Origin of the sequence: Thermomonas sp. LB-4 (assembly GCF_036409385.1) — a bacterium.
Classification (GTDB): Bacteria; Pseudomonadota; Gammaproteobacteria; order Xanthomonadales; family Xanthomonadaceae; genus Thermomonas.
In genome coordinates this window covers 84543-101833 of sequence record NZ_JAXOFT010000006.1, presented here as the reverse complement: position 1 = coordinate 101833, position 17291 = coordinate 84543, and the positions used below count along the sequence as shown (strand labels likewise).

Annotated in this window: 18 protein-coding genes; 9 read left to right on the top strand and 9 right to left on the bottom strand. The window is 67.9% G+C overall.

Annotation, left to right across the window (positions count from 1 at the left end; all coding sequences use genetic code 11):
• Positions 1-69 precede the first annotated feature (69 nt).
• The gene (gene dnaN / locus SPK54_RS06685) at positions 70-1170 is read right to left on the bottom strand and encodes a DNA polymerase III subunit beta (RefSeq protein WP_330947143.1); all 1101 of its coding nucleotides are present in this window, start codon (positions 1168-1170) and stop codon (positions 70-72) included.
• A 256-nt stretch (positions 1171-1426) separates the two neighbouring features.
• Positions 1427-2755, bottom strand: a complete 1329-nt coding sequence (gene dnaA, locus SPK54_RS06680) for a chromosomal replication initiator protein DnaA (RefSeq protein WP_330947142.1) — start codon at positions 2753-2755, stop codon at positions 1427-1429.
• Between the two features lie 206 nt (positions 2756-2961).
• On the opposite strand from dnaA, the gene rpmH reads away from it, so the two are divergent.
• The 5 genes from rpmH to SPK54_RS06655 all read left to right on the top strand — a co-directional run bounded on the left by rpmH (position 2962) and on the right by SPK54_RS06655 (position 7886).
• Positions 2962-3102 carry a 50S ribosomal protein L34 gene (gene rpmH / locus SPK54_RS06675; RefSeq protein ID WP_028840469.1) on the top strand — a complete coding sequence of 47 codons (141 nt, stop codon included), beginning with the start codon at positions 2962-2964 and terminating at the stop codon, positions 3100-3102.
• Between the two features lie 59 nt (positions 3103-3161).
• Positions 3162-3656, top strand: a complete 495-nt coding sequence (gene rnpA / locus SPK54_RS06670) for a ribonuclease P protein component (protein WP_330947141.1) — start codon at positions 3162-3164, stop codon at positions 3654-3656.
• A complete protein-coding gene (gene yidC / locus SPK54_RS06665) occupies positions 3653-5287 on the top strand; it encodes a membrane protein insertase YidC (protein ID WP_330947140.1) in 1635 nt (544 codons plus the stop codon). The genes rnpA and yidC overlap by 4 nt, the downstream gene beginning before the upstream one ends.
• A gap of 157 nt (positions 5288-5444) precedes the next feature.
• On the top strand, positions 5445-6773 hold the full coding sequence (gene mnmE, locus SPK54_RS06660; protein WP_330947139.1) for a tRNA uridine-5-carboxymethylaminomethyl(34) synthesis GTPase MnmE: 1329 nt from the start codon (positions 5445-5447) through the stop codon (positions 6771-6773).
• 78 nt (positions 6774-6851) lie between these two features.
• Complete coding sequence (locus SPK54_RS06655) at positions 6852-7886, top strand: energy transducer TonB (RefSeq protein WP_330947138.1); 1035 nt, start codon at positions 6852-6854, stop codon at positions 7884-7886.
• Positions 7887-7989: 103 nt separating this feature from the next.
• Here SPK54_RS06655 and SPK54_RS06650 read toward each other — a convergent pair whose 3' ends face one another.
• The 6 genes from SPK54_RS06650 to SPK54_RS06625 are packed head-to-tail and all read right to left on the bottom strand — an operon-like array spanning position 7990 to position 12583.
• Positions 7990-9183 (bottom strand): ABC transporter permease, encoded by a 1194-nt coding sequence (locus SPK54_RS06650; protein ID WP_330947137.1) that lies wholly within the window; start codon positions 9181-9183, stop codon positions 7990-7992.
• Positions 9180-9935, bottom strand: coding sequence for an ATP-binding cassette domain-containing protein (locus SPK54_RS06645; RefSeq protein WP_330947136.1), 756 nt, complete (start codon positions 9933-9935; stop codon positions 9180-9182). Before SPK54_RS06645 ends, SPK54_RS06650 begins: the two co-directional genes overlap by 4 nt.
• 24 nt (positions 9936-9959) lie before the next feature.
• Positions 9960-11516 (bottom strand): alpha/beta hydrolase, encoded by a 1557-nt coding sequence (locus SPK54_RS06640; protein WP_330947135.1) that lies wholly within the window; start codon positions 11514-11516, stop codon positions 9960-9962.
• 53 nt (positions 11517-11569) lie between these two features.
• Positions 11570-11761 carry a helix-turn-helix transcriptional regulator gene (locus SPK54_RS06635; RefSeq protein ID WP_330947134.1) on the bottom strand — a complete coding sequence of 64 codons (192 nt, stop codon included), beginning with the start codon at positions 11759-11761 and terminating at the stop codon, positions 11570-11572.
• A 55-nt stretch (positions 11762-11816) separates the two neighbouring features.
• Entirely contained in the window at positions 11817-12413 is a 597-nt protein-coding gene (locus SPK54_RS06630) for a hypothetical protein (RefSeq protein ID WP_330947133.1), read from the bottom strand.
• Entirely contained in the window at positions 12410-12583 is a 174-nt protein-coding gene (locus tag SPK54_RS06625) for a hypothetical protein (RefSeq protein ID WP_330947132.1), read from the bottom strand. Before SPK54_RS06625 ends, SPK54_RS06630 begins: the two co-directional genes overlap by 4 nt.
• A gap of 223 nt (positions 12584-12806) precedes the next feature.
• On the opposite strand from SPK54_RS06625, the gene SPK54_RS06620 reads away from it, so the two are divergent.
• Both SPK54_RS06620 and SPK54_RS06615 read left to right on the top strand, forming a co-directional pair.
• Complete coding sequence (locus tag SPK54_RS06620) at positions 12807-13838, top strand: OmpA family protein (RefSeq protein ID WP_330947131.1); 1032 nt, start codon at positions 12807-12809, stop codon at positions 13836-13838.
• Positions 13839-13936: 98 nt separating this feature from the next.
• Positions 13937-14512 (top strand): hypothetical protein, encoded by a 576-nt coding sequence (locus SPK54_RS06615; protein ID WP_330947130.1) that lies wholly within the window; start codon positions 13937-13939, stop codon positions 14510-14512.
• A gap of 139 nt (positions 14513-14651) precedes the next feature.
• Here SPK54_RS06615 and SPK54_RS06610 read toward each other — a convergent pair whose 3' ends face one another.
• The gene (locus SPK54_RS06610) at positions 14652-15374 is read right to left on the bottom strand and encodes a ferredoxin--NADP reductase (protein ID WP_330947187.1); all 723 of its coding nucleotides are present in this window, start codon (positions 15372-15374) and stop codon (positions 14652-14654) included.
• A gap of 131 nt (positions 15375-15505) precedes the next feature.
• Between SPK54_RS06610 and SPK54_RS06605 the strand changes: the two genes are divergently transcribed.
• Positions 15506-16462, top strand: coding sequence for an ABC transporter ATP-binding protein (locus SPK54_RS06605; protein WP_330947129.1), 957 nt, complete (start codon positions 15506-15508; stop codon positions 16460-16462).
• Positions 16459-17229 carry an ABC transporter permease gene (locus SPK54_RS06600; protein WP_330947128.1) on the top strand — a complete coding sequence of 257 codons (771 nt, stop codon included), beginning with the start codon at positions 16459-16461 and terminating at the stop codon, positions 17227-17229. Before SPK54_RS06605 ends, SPK54_RS06600 begins: the two co-directional genes overlap by 4 nt.
• Positions 17230-17291: the final 62 nt, after the last annotated feature.

Sequence of the window (17291 nt, the reverse complement as noted above, 5' to 3'; positions counted from 1 at the left end):
TCCACGTGGAACATCACCTCAACCTGGCGCAAGCGGCAGAGGCCAGCCACAGGTTGCGGGCATCGCTGGTCACAGGCGCAGCGGCATCACCACATGGCGAGCGTGCTGGCTGCCCGCGCCCCGCACCAGCGCGGAAGAGTTCGCATCGCGAAGCTGCATGACCACGAACTCCTCGCGCAGGGCACTCAGCGCTTCCAGCAGGTAGGTCACGTTGAAACCGATCGCCAGCGTATCGACGTGGGTTTCGGCCTCGACCTCTTCCTGCGCCTCTTCCTGCTCGGGGTTGTGCGCGCTGATCTTGAGCAGGTTGGGCGATACCTCAACCCGGACCCCGCGGTACTTTTCGTTGGACAGGATGGAAGCGCGCTGCAGCGCGGCGCGCAGGGCTTCGCGATCGATCTTGACTTCGCGGTCGGCGCCGATCGGGATGACAGCCTCGTAATCCGGGAACTTGCCGTCGATCAGCTTGCTGGTGAAGGTGACGTCATCGCGCTTGACGCGGATATGGCCCTTGCCCAGCTCCAGCTGGATCTGGCGATCGCCGCCTTCCAACAGGCGCTGCAATTCCTGCACGCCCTTGCGCGGAACGATGATCTGGCGCCTGCCGCCGTGACCCTGCTCGAGGCTGGTTTCGCACAGCGCCAGGCGGTGGCCGTCGGTCGCCACGCAGCGCAGGGTGTCCTCGCGCAGGTCGAACAGCAGGCCGTTGAGGTAGTAGCGCACGTCCTGCTGCGCCATGGCGAAGGCGGTGCGCTCCAGCAGCTCCTTGAGCGCGGCCTCGGGCACGCTGACCTGCTCGGTGGCATCCACTTCGTCCAGCGAGGGGAAATCGTTCGCCGGCAGGGTGGCCAGGCTGAAGCGGCTGCGGCCCGCCTGCACGGTCACTTTGTCCCCGCTCTGGCTGATCGTGACCCGGCTGCCATCCGGGAGGGCGCGGACGATGTCGAACAGCTTGCGTGCCGGAATGGTGATCTCGCCGTCCTGCGCATCCTCCGCAGCGGTGCGCGCAACCATCTCGACTTCTAGGTCGGTGCCGGTCAGCGCCAGTTGACCGCCGTTGACGCGGACCAGCAGGTTCGCCAGGACCGGCAGGGTATGCCGGCGTTCGACCACATTGACGACCTGCGCCAACGGCTTCAGCAGGACTTCGCGTTGCAGGGAAAACCGCATGTAGACCCCTCACCCTTTTGGCTGGTTCGAAAGGCTGCCGGTTGGCAGGCCCTTGCTTCTTGAATATGGATAAATCTTGAAAGTCGGTGGTGCTGGAGCAGCAAAAAATCCGGGATATCTATCGCAAGTCTTTGTTTTAAATGGCATTAGTGCTGGAGCAAAGCCGGGGTAAAACTGTCCCGGAAGCCCGGGAGAACCTGTGGATCGTTTTCCCCCTGCAGAACCATCCCCCGGTTATCCACAGTGCATCCCGGGTTCATTCACTGAGTTTGCGGATCAGCTTGTCCCAGTCCTCGTGGAGCTTTCCGTCGCTTTCCATCAGCGTCCGGATCTGCCGGCAGGCGTGCAGCACGGTGGTGTGGTCGCGGCCATCGAACGCCATGCCGATCTCCGGCAGGCTGTGTTCGGTCAGTTCCTTGGCCAACGCCATCGCCACCTGCCGCGGCCGCGCCAGCGACCGGGTGCGCTTCTTGCCCAGCATCTCCCGCAGCTGCAGACCATAGTAGTCTGCCACGGCCTTCTGGATGTTGGCGATGCTGATCGCCTGCTGTTGCGCCCGCCACAGGTCGCGCAGGGTTTCCTGGGCGAACTCCATGGTCACCGGCCGGCCCAGTAGGCCCGCTTGGGCGGTCAGCTTGTTGATCGCGCCTTCAAGCTCGCGCACGTTGCTGCGCATCTTCTTGGCGATCAGCTGGGCCACTTCGTCGGGCAGAACCGCGCCGCGTTCGCGCGCCTTCGACAGCACGATCTGGGCGCGGGTCTCGAAATCGGGTGGATCGATCGCCACCGACAAGCCCCAGCCCAGCCGCGACTTCAACCGTGGTTCCAGGCCGTCCACCTCGCGCGGGTAGCGGTCGCAGGTCATGATGATCTGCTGCTTGCCTTCGAACAGCGCGTTGAAGGTGTGGAAGAACTCCTCCTGGGTGCGGTCCTTGCCGGCGAAGAACTGGATGTCGTCGATCAGCAGCGCGTCGATCTTCTGGAACTGGCGCTTGAACTGGTCGGTGGTCTTTTCCTGCAGCGAGCGGAAGAACGCGTCGTAGAACGTGTTCGAGCGCAGGTACAGCACCCGCGCGGCCGGGTTGAGCCGGCGCATCTCGTTGCCCGCCGCGAACATCAGGTGGGTCTTGCCCAGGCCGGTGCCGCCGTACAGCAGCAGCGGGTTGTGGGTGCGCTCGCCGGGCTTCTGCGCGGCGTGCCAGGCGGCGGCGCGGGCCAGCTGGTTGCTGCGGCCTTCGACGAAGTTGTCGAAGCTGTAGTGCGGGTCCACGTTGCCGTGGAAGGGTTCGACCACCGCGGCCGGCGTGGCCTTCGGCGCCGCCGCCGGGCTGGCCGCCGCCGCCGCTGCGCGCTTCGGGGCGCCGATGTCGACCACCACGTCGGCGCTGCCGTCGAAATGCCGGACCAGCTCGCGGATGCGCTCGAGGAAGCGGCTCTGGACCTCGTCGCGGACGAAGGCATTGGGCGCATACAGCACCAGCCCGCCGTCCCGCCGGTCCGCCTGCAGCGGCTTGAGCCACATGCTCACCTCGTCCTGCGGGAGTTCTGTTTCGAGGCGTTGCAGGCAGGCGGGCCAGACGTGCATGGGTCGAGGGATCCGGAAAGAGCGCGGGCGGCCGGACCGGGATGGCCGGCGGCTGTGGATAAGATGGGAACTGGGCAGGTTACCACCGCGTCCGGGTGCCGCCAAACCGGCAGCAGACCCGGTAACGGCGGGCGGACTTGCGTGGGTCTCGTTGGCCCGCTATCATTCCGGGTCTTATTCTCTGAAACAAAGCAAGCAGGCCCGCCATGGCGACCAAGCGCACCTACCAGCCCAGCAACCTCAAGCGCAAGCGTGATCACGGCTTCCGCGCCCGCATGGCCACCGCCGACGGCCGCAAGGTGTTGGCGCGCCGTCGCGCCAAGGGCCGCCGTCGCCTGACCGTCTGACCTTCGGGTCGGACCGCGTCGCCGGCGCCCGCGCCGGGACTGCAATGATGTTGCCAGCGATGCCCCAGACGCCGGTGTCCGGAGAGGACGCCGGCGTTGTCGCGTTGACGCCTTCCCGCCCGGCCGGGTTCCCGCCCGCGGCGCGGGTGCGCGCGAAAGCGGAGTTCACCCGCGTGTTCGATGGCGGCCGGCGCACCGCCGAGCCGCGCCTGGCCCTGCACTGGCTGGCCGATGCCGCGCCGCCGCGGCTGGGCCTGGCGGTATCGCGCAAGGTCGATCCCAACGCGGTCGGCCGCAACCGCATCAAGCGCGCCCTGCGCGAAAGTTTCCGCCGGCTGCGGCCGCAGCTGCGCGGCGGCGCCTACGTCGTCGTCGCCCGAAGTACCGCTGCCCAGGCCGACAACCGGACGCTGCAGGCCGCGTTCGAACAGCTGCTGACGCGCGCCGGCGCGTTGCCCCTGCCGGCCGCGGCCGGCACAATGCCGCCCGCCGATTCCCCGGCTTCGCCCGATGTGGCCGCGCCGCAAGCGCGCCCCGAGACCCCTGCCCAATGAACCAGATCCGTACGTTCCTGCTGATTGCCTGGCTGATGGTGGCGTTCCTGCTGTGGCAGGAGTGGGGCAAGGAGAAGGTCGCCTCGGCGCAGCCGGCGCCGGCCGTTCCGGCAGCCGTGCAGGGGCAGGTGCCGGCGGCTGCCGCGACGCCGGTGGCGACCGCCCCCGGCGCCGTGGCGCAGGCCAGCGCGGTGGCGGCTGCGCCCACCCTGCGCCTGCGCAACGATGTGCTGGCGCTGGAGCTCAACGGCCGCGACGTGACCCGCGCGGAGCTGGTCGACTATCCGCAGACCCGTGCCCCCGGCAGCCCGCCGGTGGTGCTGTTCGACACCGACCCGGCCCGCTATTTCGCCGCCGAGGCGTTCTGGCGCGGGGTCGACGGGGTCGAGCTCGCACTGCAGCCGCAGGGCGACGCGCGCGAGATCGTGTTGGCGGATGGGGCCCGCGAGGTGCAGGCGCGCTTCGTCGCCACCGCCGCCAACGGCATGCAGCTGCAGCGGACCTACACGCTGGCCCGCGGCAGCTACGCGCTGCGGGTGCGGGATGAACTGGTCAACGCCGGCAACTCCGCCTGGACCGGCGACATCGAGCGCCGCCTCGAACGCGTGCCGCCGGCGGTCAAGACCGGCTTCACCAACCCCGAATCGTTCAGCCTTAACGGCGCCGCCTGGTACAGCCCGGCCGAAAAGTACGAGAAGCGCAAGTACCCGGACTTCGTCGAGGACGGTCCGCTCAACCAGCAGGTGACCGGTGGCTGGGTTGCCCTGTCGCAGCATTACTTCCTCGGCGCCTGGGTGCCGCAGAAGGACCAGGCGGCGCTGTACTCGCTGGCCCAGAAGGGCAACCTCTACAGCATCGCCGCGCGCGGCCCGCGGGTCACCCTGGGCCCGGGCCAGCGCTTCCAGAGCGAGGCCACCCTGTGGGTTGGCCCGAAGCTGGCCGACAAGCTCGACGCCACCGCGCCCGGCCTGGGGCTGGCGATGGACTACGGCATCTTCACCGTGCTGTCCAAGCCGATCCACTGGCTGCTGACCCAGCTGCACAAGCTGACCCACAACTGGGGCTGGGCGATCGTGCTGCTGGTGGTGCTGATCAAGCTGATCCTGTATCCGCTGTCGGCGGCGCAGTACAAGTCGATGGCGAAGATGCGCCGGTTCCAGCCGCGCATCGCCCAGCTCAAGGAGCGCTACGGCGACGACAAGCAGAAGTTCCAGATGGCGATGCTGGACCTGTACAAGAAGGAGAAGATCAACCCGGCCGGCGGCTGCCTGCCGATCTTCATCCAGATGCCGGTGTTCCTGGCGCTGTACTACGTGCTGCTGGAGGCGGTCGAGCTGCGCCAGGCGCCGTGGATCGTCGGCTGGGTCAGCGACCTGACCGCGCGCGATCCGTTCTTCATCCTGCCGATCCTCAACGGCGTGGTGATGTGGCTGACCCAGAAGATGTCGCCGATGGTCGGTATGGACCCGATGCAGCAGAAGATGATGCAGATGATGCCGCTGGTGATGGCGGTGATGTTCGCCTTCTTCCCGGCCGGCCTGGTCCTGTACTGGGTCACCAACGGCGCGCTGGGCATGGCGCAGCAGTGGTGGAACATGAAGCGCTTCGCCGAGGAACCGGCGAAGGCCTAAGGCGCATGGCGGACGCTTCGCGGGCGTCCTGCGGCGGGCGGTTCTGCGGAACACGCCGCAAGTACGTCCATGTAGGCTCATCGGCGACATCCCTGTCGCCGATGGTTCCGCAGAACCGCCCGCCACATGCCGCCTTGTGGGCCGGGAGGATGCTGCAATGACAGCGGATGACACCATCGTCGCCATCGCCACCGCGCCCGGCGCGGGCGGCGTCGGCATCGTCCGACTGTCTGGCGCGGACGCGCGCGCCATCGGCGAGCGCATCTGTGGCCGGAGGCTGCGGGTGCGCGCCGCGCAGTACGCGCGCTTCACCGATGCCCATGGCGGCACCCTCGACGACGGCATCGCCCTGTATTTCGCCGCCCCGGCCAGCTTCACCGGCGAGGACGTGGTGGAGCTGCAGGGACACGGCGGCCCGGTGCTGCTGCGCGAACTGGTGGCGCGCTGCGTGGCGCTGGGCGCGCGCCAGGCCGGGCCGGGGGAGTTCAGCCAGCGCGCCTTCCTCAACGGCAAGCTCGACCTGGTGCAGGCCGAGGCGATCGCCGACCTGATCGCGGCCGGCGACGCGCGCGCGGCGCGCGCGGCACGGCGGTCGCTGGACGGCGCATTCTCCGGCCGCGTCGACGCGTTGATGGCGCAGCTGCTGGCGATCCGCGTGCACGTGGAGGCGGCGATCGACTTCGCCGACGAATCGCTGGACACGCTGGGCGGCACGGCGTTGTTCGGCCGGCTGCAGCAGGCGCGCGATGCACTGGCGCAGCTGCGCGGCGACGCCGAACGCGGCCGCAAGCTGCGCGATGGCCTGCACGTGGTCCTGGCGGGCCCGCCCAACGCCGGCAAAAGCTCCCTGCTCAACGCCCTGGCCGGCAGCGAACGCGCCATCGTCACCGACATCGCCGGCACCACCCGCGACGTGCTGCAGGAAACCATCCGCATCGACGGGGTCGAACTCACCCTGGTCGATACCGCCGGCCTGCGCCTTGCCGACGACGCCATCGAAGCCGAGGGCATCCGCCGCGCGCGCGGCGAACTGGCGCGCGCCGATCTTGCGTTGGCGGTCCTGGACGCGCGCGAGCCGGACGCGGGCCGCGCCGCGCTCGCGTCCGACCTGGCTGGTGCCGCGCAGGTGCTCTGGCTGCACAACAAGGCCGACCTGCTGCCTGCCCAGCCCGTGCTGGGAGACGATGCGCTGGCAGTGTCGGCGCGTACGGGCCTGGGCCTCCCGCGGCTGCACCAGCGCCTGTTCGAGCTGGCTGGTGGCAATGTCGGCGAGGGCGCGTTCTCGGCGCGCGCGCGCCACGTGCTGGCGCTGGCGTATGCCGAGGAGTGGCTGACGCAGGCCGCGGCGGAGCTGTCCGCCGAGCGGCTGGAACTGGCCGCGGAAGCATTGCTGCGCGCGCATGAGGCCCTGGGTGAAATCGGTGGGCGAGTAGACGCGGATGGACTACTGGGTCACATTTTCACATCGTTCTGCATCGGCAAGTAAGCGGCTCTACTTGACAAGGTGAGCCCGGATGTCGCGTGCTACGCTGGAAAACGCTTTTGCATCAACAGGGGAAACGGGATGAGTGCAAACAACAAGATCCGCAAGGGGTGGGTGCCGGTTGCATTGACCGTGGCCGTGGCGTGTGCGCTGACGGCATGCAAGAAGGACGAACAGGCGGCGACAGGGCCGCAGGCGGCGCAACAGGCCGCGCCGGCGCCAACGCCGGAAACGGTGGTGGCGGCGTCGGTGTCGGCGATGGGCGTGGACCAGCTGCGCGATGCGGCCAACACCGCATACAACGACAACCGATTGTATGCGCCGGCCGGCAACAACGCGATGGAGTACTACCTCGCGCTGCGCGACAAGCAGCCCGGTGATGCCGGTGCATCCAGCGCGCTCAGCGATCTGCTGCCGATGGCGGTGATCGCCACCGAGCAGAGCATTGCCCGCGAGGACTTCGAGGAGGCCTCGCGCCTGCTCGCCCTGATCGGCAAGGCCGATCCCAACCACCCCGCGCTGGGACGGCTGAAGGCCAGCGTCGCCAGCGGCGAGGCCAGGCTCAAGCAGCAGGCCGAGACCCAGAAGCTGACCGCCGAGGAAGAGGCCAAGCGCAAGGCCGACCAGCTCAAGAAGCGTGAGGAAGACCAGCGCAGGCAGCAGGAGCAGCAGCGCCAGCAGGTGCAACAGCAGGAGCAGACTCAGCGCGAAGCCGCGCAGCGCGAGGCGGCGCAACGGGAAGCAGCCCAGCGCGAGGAAGCACAGCGCGAGGCGGCGCAGCGCGAGGCGGCGCAGCGCCAGCAGGCCGCGGCGCCGACACCCGCGCCGGCGGCAGCGCGCCCCGCCGCGCCGTCCACCGAACTGCGTCCGATCAGCCAGCCGGGACCGAAGTATCCGCCGGCGGCGCAGCGTGCCGGCGCCACGGCGACGGTGCAGGTGGAGTTCACGGTCGGCACCGACGGCAGCATCACGAGCGCTCGGGTGGTGTCTTCCGATGGCACCCGGCAGTTCCAGCGCGAGTTCGAGCGCGAAGCGCTGAACGCAGTCAAGCGCTGGCGGTTCCAGCCGATCGGCCAGGCCACTACCAGCCGCCGCACGATCGCGTTCGAGCAGTAAGGCGTTCTGCGGCGAAACGAAAAAGCCCGGCAACCGCCGGGCTTTTTCATGTTGCACTCGCCGCCGCAATCGCCGCGCCACCGACCGGCGGCGCGGCTCCGGTTCATGCCGAGATCGCGAGCTTTTCCTGCCGGTAGCGCCACACCGCCAGCGCCCACAGCAGGGCGGCCAGCGCCAGCGAGCTGGCAAGGTAGACGCCCCATTGCTGCAGCGAGGCGACTTCGCCGCGCGAGATCTTCTGGATCAGCTGGTTCTGCGACAGGAACGGCACCGCGTACTGCCACACCGCGGTGTCCTTCAACGGGTAGGCCATCAGCCCGTAGGCCGGCAGCATCGGCAGCATCATCAGCCACATCATGTGGCTCTGTGCTTCCTTCATGCTCTTGGCACCGGCGGCCAGCGCGGTGATCAGCGCGGTGCCGATCAGCACCAGCGGCACCAGCGTCAGCAGCAGCTTGCCCATCGCCAGGAAGCTCACATCCATCTGCTTGGCCATGCCGGTGGCCAGGGTGGCGGTGAGCTTGAACGCGACCAGGATCAGCAGCATCGAGATCATCCCCAGCAATGCCGCCGCCAACATCTTGCCGCCCACCAGCGCGGCGCGCGACGCCGGCGTGGCCAGCAGCGGCTCCAGCGACTGCCGTTCGCGTTCGCCGGCGGTGGTGTCCATCGCCAGGTGCGCGCCGCCGATGAAGGCGAATATGGTCAGGATCATCGGCAGCAGGATCGACATGAACTGGTTGTTCTTGGCCTCCGGCGTGGCCATGTCTCGGGTGCCGACGTGCAGCGGCGTGGCCACGCCGGGGTTGATGCCGCGGATCAGCAGCCGCATTGCGCCGACGCCGTTGCCGTAGCTCTCCAGCACCTTGCTCACCCGCGCCACCTTGACGTCGCCATTGCGGCGGGTGGTGTCGGTGATGATGTCGATCTTGGCGGGCTTGCCGGCGTGCCAGTCGTCCGCGAAGTCGGCATCGACCGCCAGCGCCAGGTCTTCCTGCTGGGCACGCACGCGCGCCTCGATGTCGGCCGGCGCCGGCTTGGCGTCGATGCCGTAGCTGGCCAGGAACTTCATCAGGTTCGGCGCGCGCTCCATGCCGACCACCGGCACGCTGAGGGTCTTCTCCAGCTGGGTCTCGGCGCGCATCTGGGTGAGCTTTCCGATGCCGAGGAAGAGCAGCGGATACAGCAAGGGCATCATCAACAGGCTGAGGTAGAAGGTGCGGCGGTCGCGGAAGAAGTCCAGCCATTCCTTGCGCATCACCGTCAGCATGGCGGTGGTGAACGACGTTTTGTTCATGCGTGCAGGCCCTCTTCGCTGCCGATCAGTTTCACGAATGCGTCTTCCAGGTTGGCCTCGCCGGTCAGGGCCCGCAGTTCGTCCGGGGTGCCCTGGGCGGCGACCCGGCCGCTGGCGATGATCACGATGCGGTCACACAGCGCGGCCACCTCCTGCATGATGTGGCTGGAGAAGATCACGCAACGGCCCTCGCCGCGCAGCTCCTGCAGGAAGCCGCGCAGCCCGCGCGTGGTCATCACGTCGAGCCCGTTGGTGGGTTCGTCCAGGATCACGTTCTTCGGGTCGTGGATCAGCGCGCGCGCGATCGCGGTCTTGGTGCGCTGGCCCTGCGAGAAGCCTTCGGTGGCGCGGTCGAGGAAGTCCTCCATCTGCAGCGCCTGCGCCAGCTTGCCGGTGCGCGCGGCGATCTCCGCCGGCGCCATGCCGTGCAGCTTGCCGAAGTAGTCGATGTTCTCGCGCGCGGTCAGGCGCTTGTACACGCCGCGCGCGTCGGGCAGCACGCCCAGGCTGCGGCGCACGCGCTCCGGATCGGCGGCGACATCGACGCCGTCCACCAGTACGCGCCCGGTTTCCGGCGACATCAGGGTGTAGAGCATGCGCAGGGTGGTGGTCTTGCCGGCGCCGTTGGGGCCGAGCAGGCCGGTGATCTCGCCGTCGCGGGCGGTGAAGCCCACGTCGTCCACGGCGACCACCGGGGTCTTGTCCTTGCCCCGTCCGGGGAAGGTCTTGCGGAGGTGTTCTGCAACGATCATTGCAAGGTTCCTGTCGAAAGGGGCTTACGGCTGCGCGCCGTTGAAGCTGATGAAGGGCGTGGGATAGGCCAGCGTGTCCAGGCACTTGCCATCGAGGGCCTTGGCATCGGTCTTCTCGATGAACTGGCTGAACAGCTTGGGCATGCAGCCCGCGCCCAGCGCGCCGTGGCCGACCCCCTTCAGCACGAACAGGCGGCCGTTGGGGAGCGTCTTGACGATCTCCTTGCCGTAGCGCGGCGGCGTCACCGGGTCGAACTCGCCGGCCAGCACCAGTGCCGGCACCTTGGTGGCCAGCGGCTGGTTGAAGTCGGCAGGCACCTTGCCCTTCGGCCAGGCCTTGCACATGGCGGCCATGCCCGACGGCATCAGGTTGCCGAGCACGGTGTTCGCGTCTTCGGCGCGGGCCACCATGCTGTCGGCATCTTCGCTGCAGACCACCGACAGCTGCATGCCCATCGCCATCGCGTCCTCCATGTTGCCGACCATCATCTTGGCCAGCGCCATCAGGTTCTCGTAGCGGCCGGCGTTGGCCTCGTGGATCAGCTTGGGCAGCAGCCCGCTGGCCAACGGCATGTAGGCGTACATGCGCACCAGCCCGGCCACGGTTTCGGCGCGCAGCGTGCCGTGCTTGACCTCGCCGCTGGTCGCGTCGCGGTAGTCCACCTGCACCGGGTTGGCCCGCAGGCGGTTCAGCAGCACGTCCAGTTCGGCGCGCGGGTCGCCCAGCTTGTCCCTGCAGGCCGGATCCTTGGTGCAGAGGCCGAACTGCAGGGCCAATGCGTCATCCAGGTTGCGGGCGAAGATGTTGCCGAGCCCCAGCGTGTTGGGGACCGGCGAGTCGAGCACGATGCTGCGGGTGGCGGCCGGATGGCGCATCGCATATTGCTGCGCGACGCGGGTACCGTAGCTCACGCCGACCAGGTTGATCTGCTCGGCGCCGATCGCCTGGCGCACGTCCTCCAGATCGGCGACCGCATCGGTGGTGGTGTAGTGGCGCAGGTCGGCCTTTTTCGAGAGCGCGTCGGCGCATGCGGCGGCTTGGGCCTGCATCGCTTCCGGCGAGGGATCGAAGGCGTCATCGTCGCCCTCGGGCGGCGCGCACGACAGCAGGTTGGATTTTCCGGTGCCACGCTGGTCGACCAGGATCACGTCGCGCTGCTTGCGCACCTCCTTGAACACCGGATTGAGGCCGGCGAAGGACTCGACCGCCGACTGGCCGGGGCCGCCGGCCAGGAAGAACACGGGATCGGGCTGCGCGCGGCCGCGCTCGCTGGGCTGCAGCCAGGCGATGTTGAGCGCGATCTTGCGGCCGCCGGGCGCGGCGCGGTCTTCCGGTACCGCGTAGGTGGCGCACATCGCGTCCAGGCTGTCCTTGGCCATCGGCGAGCTGAGGCTGCACGGGGAGAAGGCGATCTTGCCCAGCATCACCGGCGGAATGGGCGCCACCGGCGCGGCCGCGAGATCGGCCGCGGCCTGCGGGGAATCACCCGCTGCGCCGGGTTTCGGATTCAGCGCCTTGTAGCCAAAGATCGCGGCGGCCACCGCGACGGCAAGGATCAGTCTGGTCTTGCGGGAAATCATCGGGACAACCCCTTTTGCTTGTTGCAGATGAAAAAAGCGGGAGGAAACCGGGCTCAGTCGGGAAGGAACACGTCTTCGATGCGGCAGGCGAACAGACGGGCGATGCGGAAGGCCAGCGGCAGCGACGGATCGTACTTGCCGGTCTCCAGCGCGTTGACGGTCTGGCGGGACACCTCCAGCCGCAGCGCCAGTTCGCCCTGCGACAGCCCCTCGCGCTCGCGTAACTCGCGCAGCCGGTTGTTCATGCGGCCCCCCGCCGCCGTCGTTCGCGGCCCACCGGTGCAGCGTCAAGCGGCGCCGTCACAGATAGCGCCTCGTCAGCACCATCTTGGCGATGCCGTAGCTGGCGCACAACAGCGGGAACACCCAGATCATCGCGGCGGCGGCGTCGACATCGATGACCTTCGCTTTCTGCAGCAACCCGCCGGCGAAATACAGCAGCGACACCAGCAGGCTGGCGATGCCGATCGACTCCGTCTCGATCCGCCGCTGCAGTTCGTCGATCTCGCGCAGGTAGCGCAACGCCGCGCGCATCAGCAGCGCGATCGCCAGGGCCGGCAACACCGCCACCACCGCGCGCAGCGGCACCGATTCGATCCCGCGCTTGACCAGCCAGATCGACATGAACAGGGTCAGCGAATAGCCGATCATGATCGGCCACAGCGCGCGCAGGTAGCGGCGGCCGGCAGGCTGCGCGTACATCTCGTCGCAGTGCTGCCGCCACCAGCGCGGCAGCAGCAGGAACAGCGCCGCGCCCAGCAGGTAACCGGCGCCGATGTCGACCCACATGCCCACCATGTCGTCCGGCCAGCGCAGCAGCCACTGGCCGGCAGCAGCCAGAAGCAGCGCGGTCAGCCCGATGCCGACGAAGATCCACATCCAGCGGCGCATGCTCATTCGGCGCCACCCCCGCGCGAACGGGCCAGGAAGACGATGCCCAGGCCGATCAGCGCCAGCCCCACCCCGAGGAACGCGGATTGCCCACTGGCGGCGATGGCCAGGAAGGCCGCACCGATGCCCAGGTAGCTGATGCCGGCGCCCTTGAGGCGATTGCGTGGCGTGACCATTGCGGATATCCCTTGTCAAGCAAGCTTGACAGGACGATAGCGGCGTCGCCGGGCCATTGTCAAGCGTGCTTGACAGGTGTTTCTGGTGAGGCGCCCGATATGTCGATTCTTTATGGTGACTTGCTCTACATGTCACAAAATGCAGCTAACCCGCAGCGGCGATGGCAACACCGGGACCGGTCGCGCACCGGTCCGGATTCTTCAACTTGTGCAAGGAGCTGTGATGCGTTTCAACAAGACGGGTGTGGCGATGGGCGTGGCGGCAGCGATGGCGCTGACGCTGCTGGCGGGCTGCAAGAAGGACGGCGCCTCCGCATCGTTGAAGGACGCCGCGTCGGCGGCACTGGAGCATGCGTCCGCAACGGCGGCAACGCAGGACGCCGCGGCGGCGAAAGCCGGCGAGTTCGACATAGCGAGCGTTCCGCTGAGCAAGGTGCCCCTGGGCGACTTCCCCTACATCAGCCTGCCTCAGGGCTACACAAGCAACGGGGAGCCGGAAACCAAGCAGATCGCCCGCTTCCCGTTCTGGGTGCAGGGCCGCGCGCACTGGGTGGAAGGACGCTTCTATCTGGTCAATGTCTATCCCGAGAAGGAAGGCGGCTACAACCCGCATGAGCTGCGCCGGAACCTGGACGCGCTGGTCGCGCAGATGGGGGGGGTGAAGATCTCGGAAGAAAAGATCCCCTACGACACCGTGAAGGGCTGGGGTGACGAGATCACCTCGGGCTTCCTGACCGGCCTGGGCGATGTCTACAACGTGCCGGCCATCACCTACCTGGTGCGACGCGACGACGGCAACATCTGGATCCATTTCGCCCAGGACACCGCGCAGGGCGGCATCATCGTCGGCCAGGAGAAGGGGTTCGTCGCCACCGCGTCGCTGCTGCCCGCCAGCGAGATGAAGAAGCAGCTGGATGCGGCAGGCAAGGTGGCGCTGCAGGTCAACTTCGCCACCGACAAGACCGAGGTGCTGGCGGACTCGCTGCCGCAGATCGAGCAGGTGGCGGCGCTGTTGAAGCAGGATCCGTCGCTGCAGCTTGCGGTCAACGGGCATACCGACGACAGCGGCGACGCCGCGCACAACCAGCAGCTTTCCGAAGGTCGCGCCAAATCCGTGGTGGCCCTGCTCACCGCAAAGGGCATCGACGCCGCGCGCCTGACCGCCGCGGGCTTCGGGTCCACCCAGCCAGTGGCCGACAATGGCACCCAGGAAGGCAAGGCGAGGAACCGGCGGGTGGAGCTGGTGAAGCAGTGATGTACGTAATGCGATGGTGTGTGAAGTTGGTATTGCTTGTGGCGGCCTGCCTGTTGTCGGCATGCACCGGCCTTCCGGTGCAACACAACACGGCCGCAGTGAACGTCGAGCCGGGCACATTCGCACCCGCAACGGCCGCCGCCATCGCGGCGGCGCGTCAGCAAGGCATTTCCCTGCATCTGGAAGTGCTGCCCGCGTCGGCATGGGCGGCACTGGAAGCAAGCCCTGCGATTCCGGTTGGGCTAGCGCCGGGCCAGCCTGCGAAGGTCTATGTGATCTTCGACGCCAATTGTCCGTATTGCGCCGACCTGTACTGGCGGCTGCAAGGCGACGCATTCCGCAGCATCGGCATGCGTTGGGCGCCGGTGGCGTTCATGAAACAAGACAGCGCCGCCATCGCCGACGTCCTTCTGGCCGCAAACGATCCGAGCAAGGCGTTGGATGACTATTTCCGGACGAATGATCTCAATAGCGACAAGGGTCATGAATTGCCGTCCTTTGTCATGCAGGCCCGGCATGCACAAGACTACACGGGGCTGATGCGCCATCTGACCGAATGGGGCGGCTATGCCCCGATGGTCATCATTCGCACGCCGGCTGGAGAAGTGCTGCAGGTGCGTCACGACCAGGGTGAGGCACTGCGTCTGGCGCTGGGCCTGGCGGCGGCGCGATAGGTGCGCCAAGGCGCACGCCAGCCTCACTTGTTACTGACGTATTTCTCGCGCCGGGTAAGCGCCGGTGCTTGCGCGGCACTGCCGCGCGCCGGTGCGAACGCCGCGCGCGTCCCGCGCGTGGCCGGGGATCCGGCCGAGGTCACTTGTTACTGACGTATTTCTCGCGCCGGATCATCGGCACCGGCAGGCCGATCTCCTTCAGCGCCTCGAAGGTCGCATCCACCATGTCGGGATTGCCGCACAGGTAGGCGATGTCGGTGGCCGGGTCCGGCGCCAGTTCCGGCAGCACGTTCTGCACGTAGCCGTGGCGCACGTCGGCGTGCGCATGTGCGGAGCCTTCAGCCGGCAGTTCGCGCGACAGGCAGGGCATGTAGCGGAAGCCCGGATGGGCCTCGGCGAAGGCGCGGAACTCGTCGCCGTACAGCAGTTCCTCCGGCGTGCGCGCACCCTGCAGCAGCACCACCTCGACGCCGCGCTGGTCCGTCTGCTGCGCCAGCTGCGGCAGCATCGCCCGGTACGGGGTGATGCCGGTGCCGGTGCCGATCAGCAGGTAGCGGCGGTTGGCGTCGTTGGGATACAGGCAGAAGCGCCCGAACGGGCCGCTGGCATTGAGCGTGGCGCCGATGTCCAGCGCTTCGAACAGCGCGGTGGCGGCGCCGCCGGGCACGTAGCTGACCGCGATGTCCACCCGCCCGTCGGCCGGTGCGTCCAGCGCCCGGCCCACCGCGATGGAATAGCTGCGGCGCGCCGCGCTGCCGTCGGCGTACTCGAAATGGATCTGGATGAACTGGCCGGGGATGCAGGGCAGCGGGTGGCCGTCGTCGCGTTCGAACGACAGGTGCGCCACGGTGGGCGCGATCATGCGGCGGGCGACGAGCTTGAGCGGGAAATGGGCGATGGCCACGGCGATGCAACAGTGCGTGGCGGGAGTGGAGCCACGGGGCTGCCTATACTACCGGCTTCCCGCGCGGCGCTCCGCGCACGAGGCCATCCATGAGTCCTGATCCCGCGCTTGATCCGGCTGCGCCCGCACTGTGCGTGCGCGACCTGCGCAAGACCTACGACAACGGCGTGCAGGCGCTGAAAGGCGTCAGCCTGGACGTCGCCCCCGGCGATTTCCACGCCCTGCTGGGGCCCAACGGCGCCGGCAAGAGCACCCTGATCGGCATCGTCAGCTCGCTGGTCAACAAGACCGCCGGGGCGGTGCAGGTGTTCGGCGTCGACATCGACGCCGACCGCAGCGCCGCGATGCGCCTGATCGGGCTGGTGCCGCAGGAATTCAACTTCAACATGTTCGAGAAGCCGCTGGACATCTGCGTGAACTACGCGGGGTTCTACGGCGTGCCGCGCGCGCAGGCGCTGGAACGGGCCGAGAAGGTGCTGAAGGACGCCCAGCTGTGGGACAAGGCGGACAAGATGAGCCGCACCCTGTCCGGCGGCATGAAGCGGCGGCTGATGATCGCCCGCGCGATGATGACCGCGCCGAAGCTGCTGATCCTGGACGAGCCCACCGCCGGCGTGGACATCGAGATCCGCCGCGGCATGTGGAAGACGCTGAAGGAGATCAACGCCGCCGGCACCACGATCATCCTCACCACCCATTACCTGGAGGAAGCGGAGAGCCTGTGCCGCAACCTCGCCATCATCGACCACGGCACGATCGTCGAGCGCGGGCCGATGAAGTCGCTGCTGGCCAAGCTCGACGTGGAGGGCTTCCTGTTCGACGTCGAAGACGCGCTGCCGGCCGCGCTGCCGGCGATCGAAGGCGCCGCCCTGGCGGCGCTGGACGCGCACACGCTGGAGCTGGACATGCCGCGGGCGATGGATCTCAACCGCGTGTTCGCCGCCTTCGACGCCGCCGGCATCCGGGTGCGCTCGATGCGCACCAAGAGCAACCGGCTGGAAGAACTGTTCGTGCGGATGACCGCGCGCGAAGGAGCGGCGGCATGAGCAACCAGAACCTGGTCGCCCTGGGCACCATCACCCGGCGCGAGGTGATGCGCATCCTGCGGATCTGGACGCAGACGCTGATCCCGCCGGCGATCACCATGACCCTGTACTTCCTGATCTTCGGCGGGCTGATCGGCTCGCGCGTTGGCCCGATGGGCGGGCTGGACTACATGGAGTTCATCGTCCCCGGGCTGGTGATGATGAGCGTGATCCAGAACAGCTACGGCAACATCAGCAGCTCGTTCTTCGGCGCCAAGTTCGGCCGCCACGTCGAGGAGCTGCTGGTCAGCCCGATGCCGCACTGGGTGATCCTGGCCGGCTACGTGGCCGGCGCGGTGCTGCGCGGGCTGATGGTCGGCGCCATCGTGCTGTGCATCGCGATGCTGTTCACCCGCGTGCACGTGCCGCATCCGCTGGTGACGCTGAGTTCGGTGCTGCTGGGGGCGATCATTTTTTCGCTGGCCGGCTTCGTCAACGCGGTGTACGCGAAGAAATTCGACGACATCGCGATTGTCCCGACCTTCATCCTGACCCCACTGACCTACCTCGGCGGCGTGTTCTATTCGATCAGCCTGCTGCCCGGCTGGGCGCAGGCGGCTACCCACGCCAACCCGATCTTCTACATGGTCAACGCGTTCCGCTACGGCCTGCTGGGCGTCAGCGACGTGCCGCTGTGGGTGGCCTATGCGCTGATGCTGGGCTTCGCCTTCGCGCTGTCGGCGGTGGGCCTGTGGTTGCTGAAAAAAGGCGTGGGGCTGCGCAGCTGAGCCAAAACGTGGAAGCGGTCACGCTTCCTGATTACACTCTGCGGCTCTTTCCGCACCCTGGA

Excerpts from the sequence above, each read along its gene's own strand:
- dnaN (WP_330947143.1), bottom strand. The coding sequence starts at position 1,170 with ATGCGGTTTTCCCTGCAACGCGAAGTCCTGCTGAAGCCGTTGGCGCAG.
- dnaA (WP_330947142.1), bottom strand. The coding sequence starts at position 2,755 with ATGCACGTCTGGCCCGCCTGCCTGCAACGCCTCGAAACAGAACTCCCG.
- rpmH (WP_028840469.1), top strand. The coding sequence starts at position 2,962 with ATGGCGACCAAGCGCACCTACCAGCCCAGCAACCTCAAGCGCAAGCGT.
- rnpA (WP_330947141.1), top strand. The coding sequence starts at position 3,162 with ATGCCCCAGACGCCGGTGTCCGGAGAGGACGCCGGCGTTGTCGCGTTG.
- yidC (WP_330947140.1), top strand. The coding sequence starts at position 3,653 with ATGAACCAGATCCGTACGTTCCTGCTGATTGCCTGGCTGATGGTGGCG.
- mnmE (WP_330947139.1), top strand. The coding sequence starts at position 5,445 with ATGACAGCGGATGACACCATCGTCGCCATCGCCACCGCGCCCGGCGCG.
- SPK54_RS06655 (WP_330947138.1), top strand. The coding sequence starts at position 6,852 with ATGAGTGCAAACAACAAGATCCGCAAGGGGTGGGTGCCGGTTGCATTG.
- SPK54_RS06650 (WP_330947137.1), bottom strand. The coding sequence starts at position 9,183 with ATGAACAAAACGTCGTTCACCACCGCCATGCTGACGGTGATGCGCAAG.
- SPK54_RS06645 (WP_330947136.1), bottom strand. The coding sequence starts at position 9,935 with ATGATCGTTGCAGAACACCTCCGCAAGACCTTCCCCGGACGGGGCAAG.
- SPK54_RS06640 (WP_330947135.1), bottom strand. The coding sequence starts at position 11,516 with ATGATTTCCCGCAAGACCAGACTGATCCTTGCCGTCGCGGTGGCCGCC.
- SPK54_RS06635 (WP_330947134.1), bottom strand. The coding sequence starts at position 11,761 with ATGAACAACCGGCTGCGCGAGTTACGCGAGCGCGAGGGGCTGTCGCAG.
- SPK54_RS06630 (WP_330947133.1), bottom strand. The coding sequence starts at position 12,413 with ATGAGCATGCGCCGCTGGATGTGGATCTTCGTCGGCATCGGGCTGACC.
- SPK54_RS06625 (WP_330947132.1), bottom strand. The coding sequence starts at position 12,583 with ATGGTCACGCCACGCAATCGCCTCAAGGGCGCCGGCATCAGCTACCTG.
- SPK54_RS06620 (WP_330947131.1), top strand. The coding sequence starts at position 12,807 with ATGCGTTTCAACAAGACGGGTGTGGCGATGGGCGTGGCGGCAGCGATG.
- SPK54_RS06610 (WP_330947187.1), bottom strand. The coding sequence starts at position 15,374 with ATGATCGCGCCCACCGTGGCGCACCTGTCGTTCGAACGCGACGACGGC.
- SPK54_RS06605 (WP_330947129.1), top strand. The coding sequence starts at position 15,506 with ATGAGTCCTGATCCCGCGCTTGATCCGGCTGCGCCCGCACTGTGCGTG.
- SPK54_RS06600 (WP_330947128.1), top strand. The coding sequence starts at position 16,459 with ATGAGCAACCAGAACCTGGTCGCCCTGGGCACCATCACCCGGCGCGAG.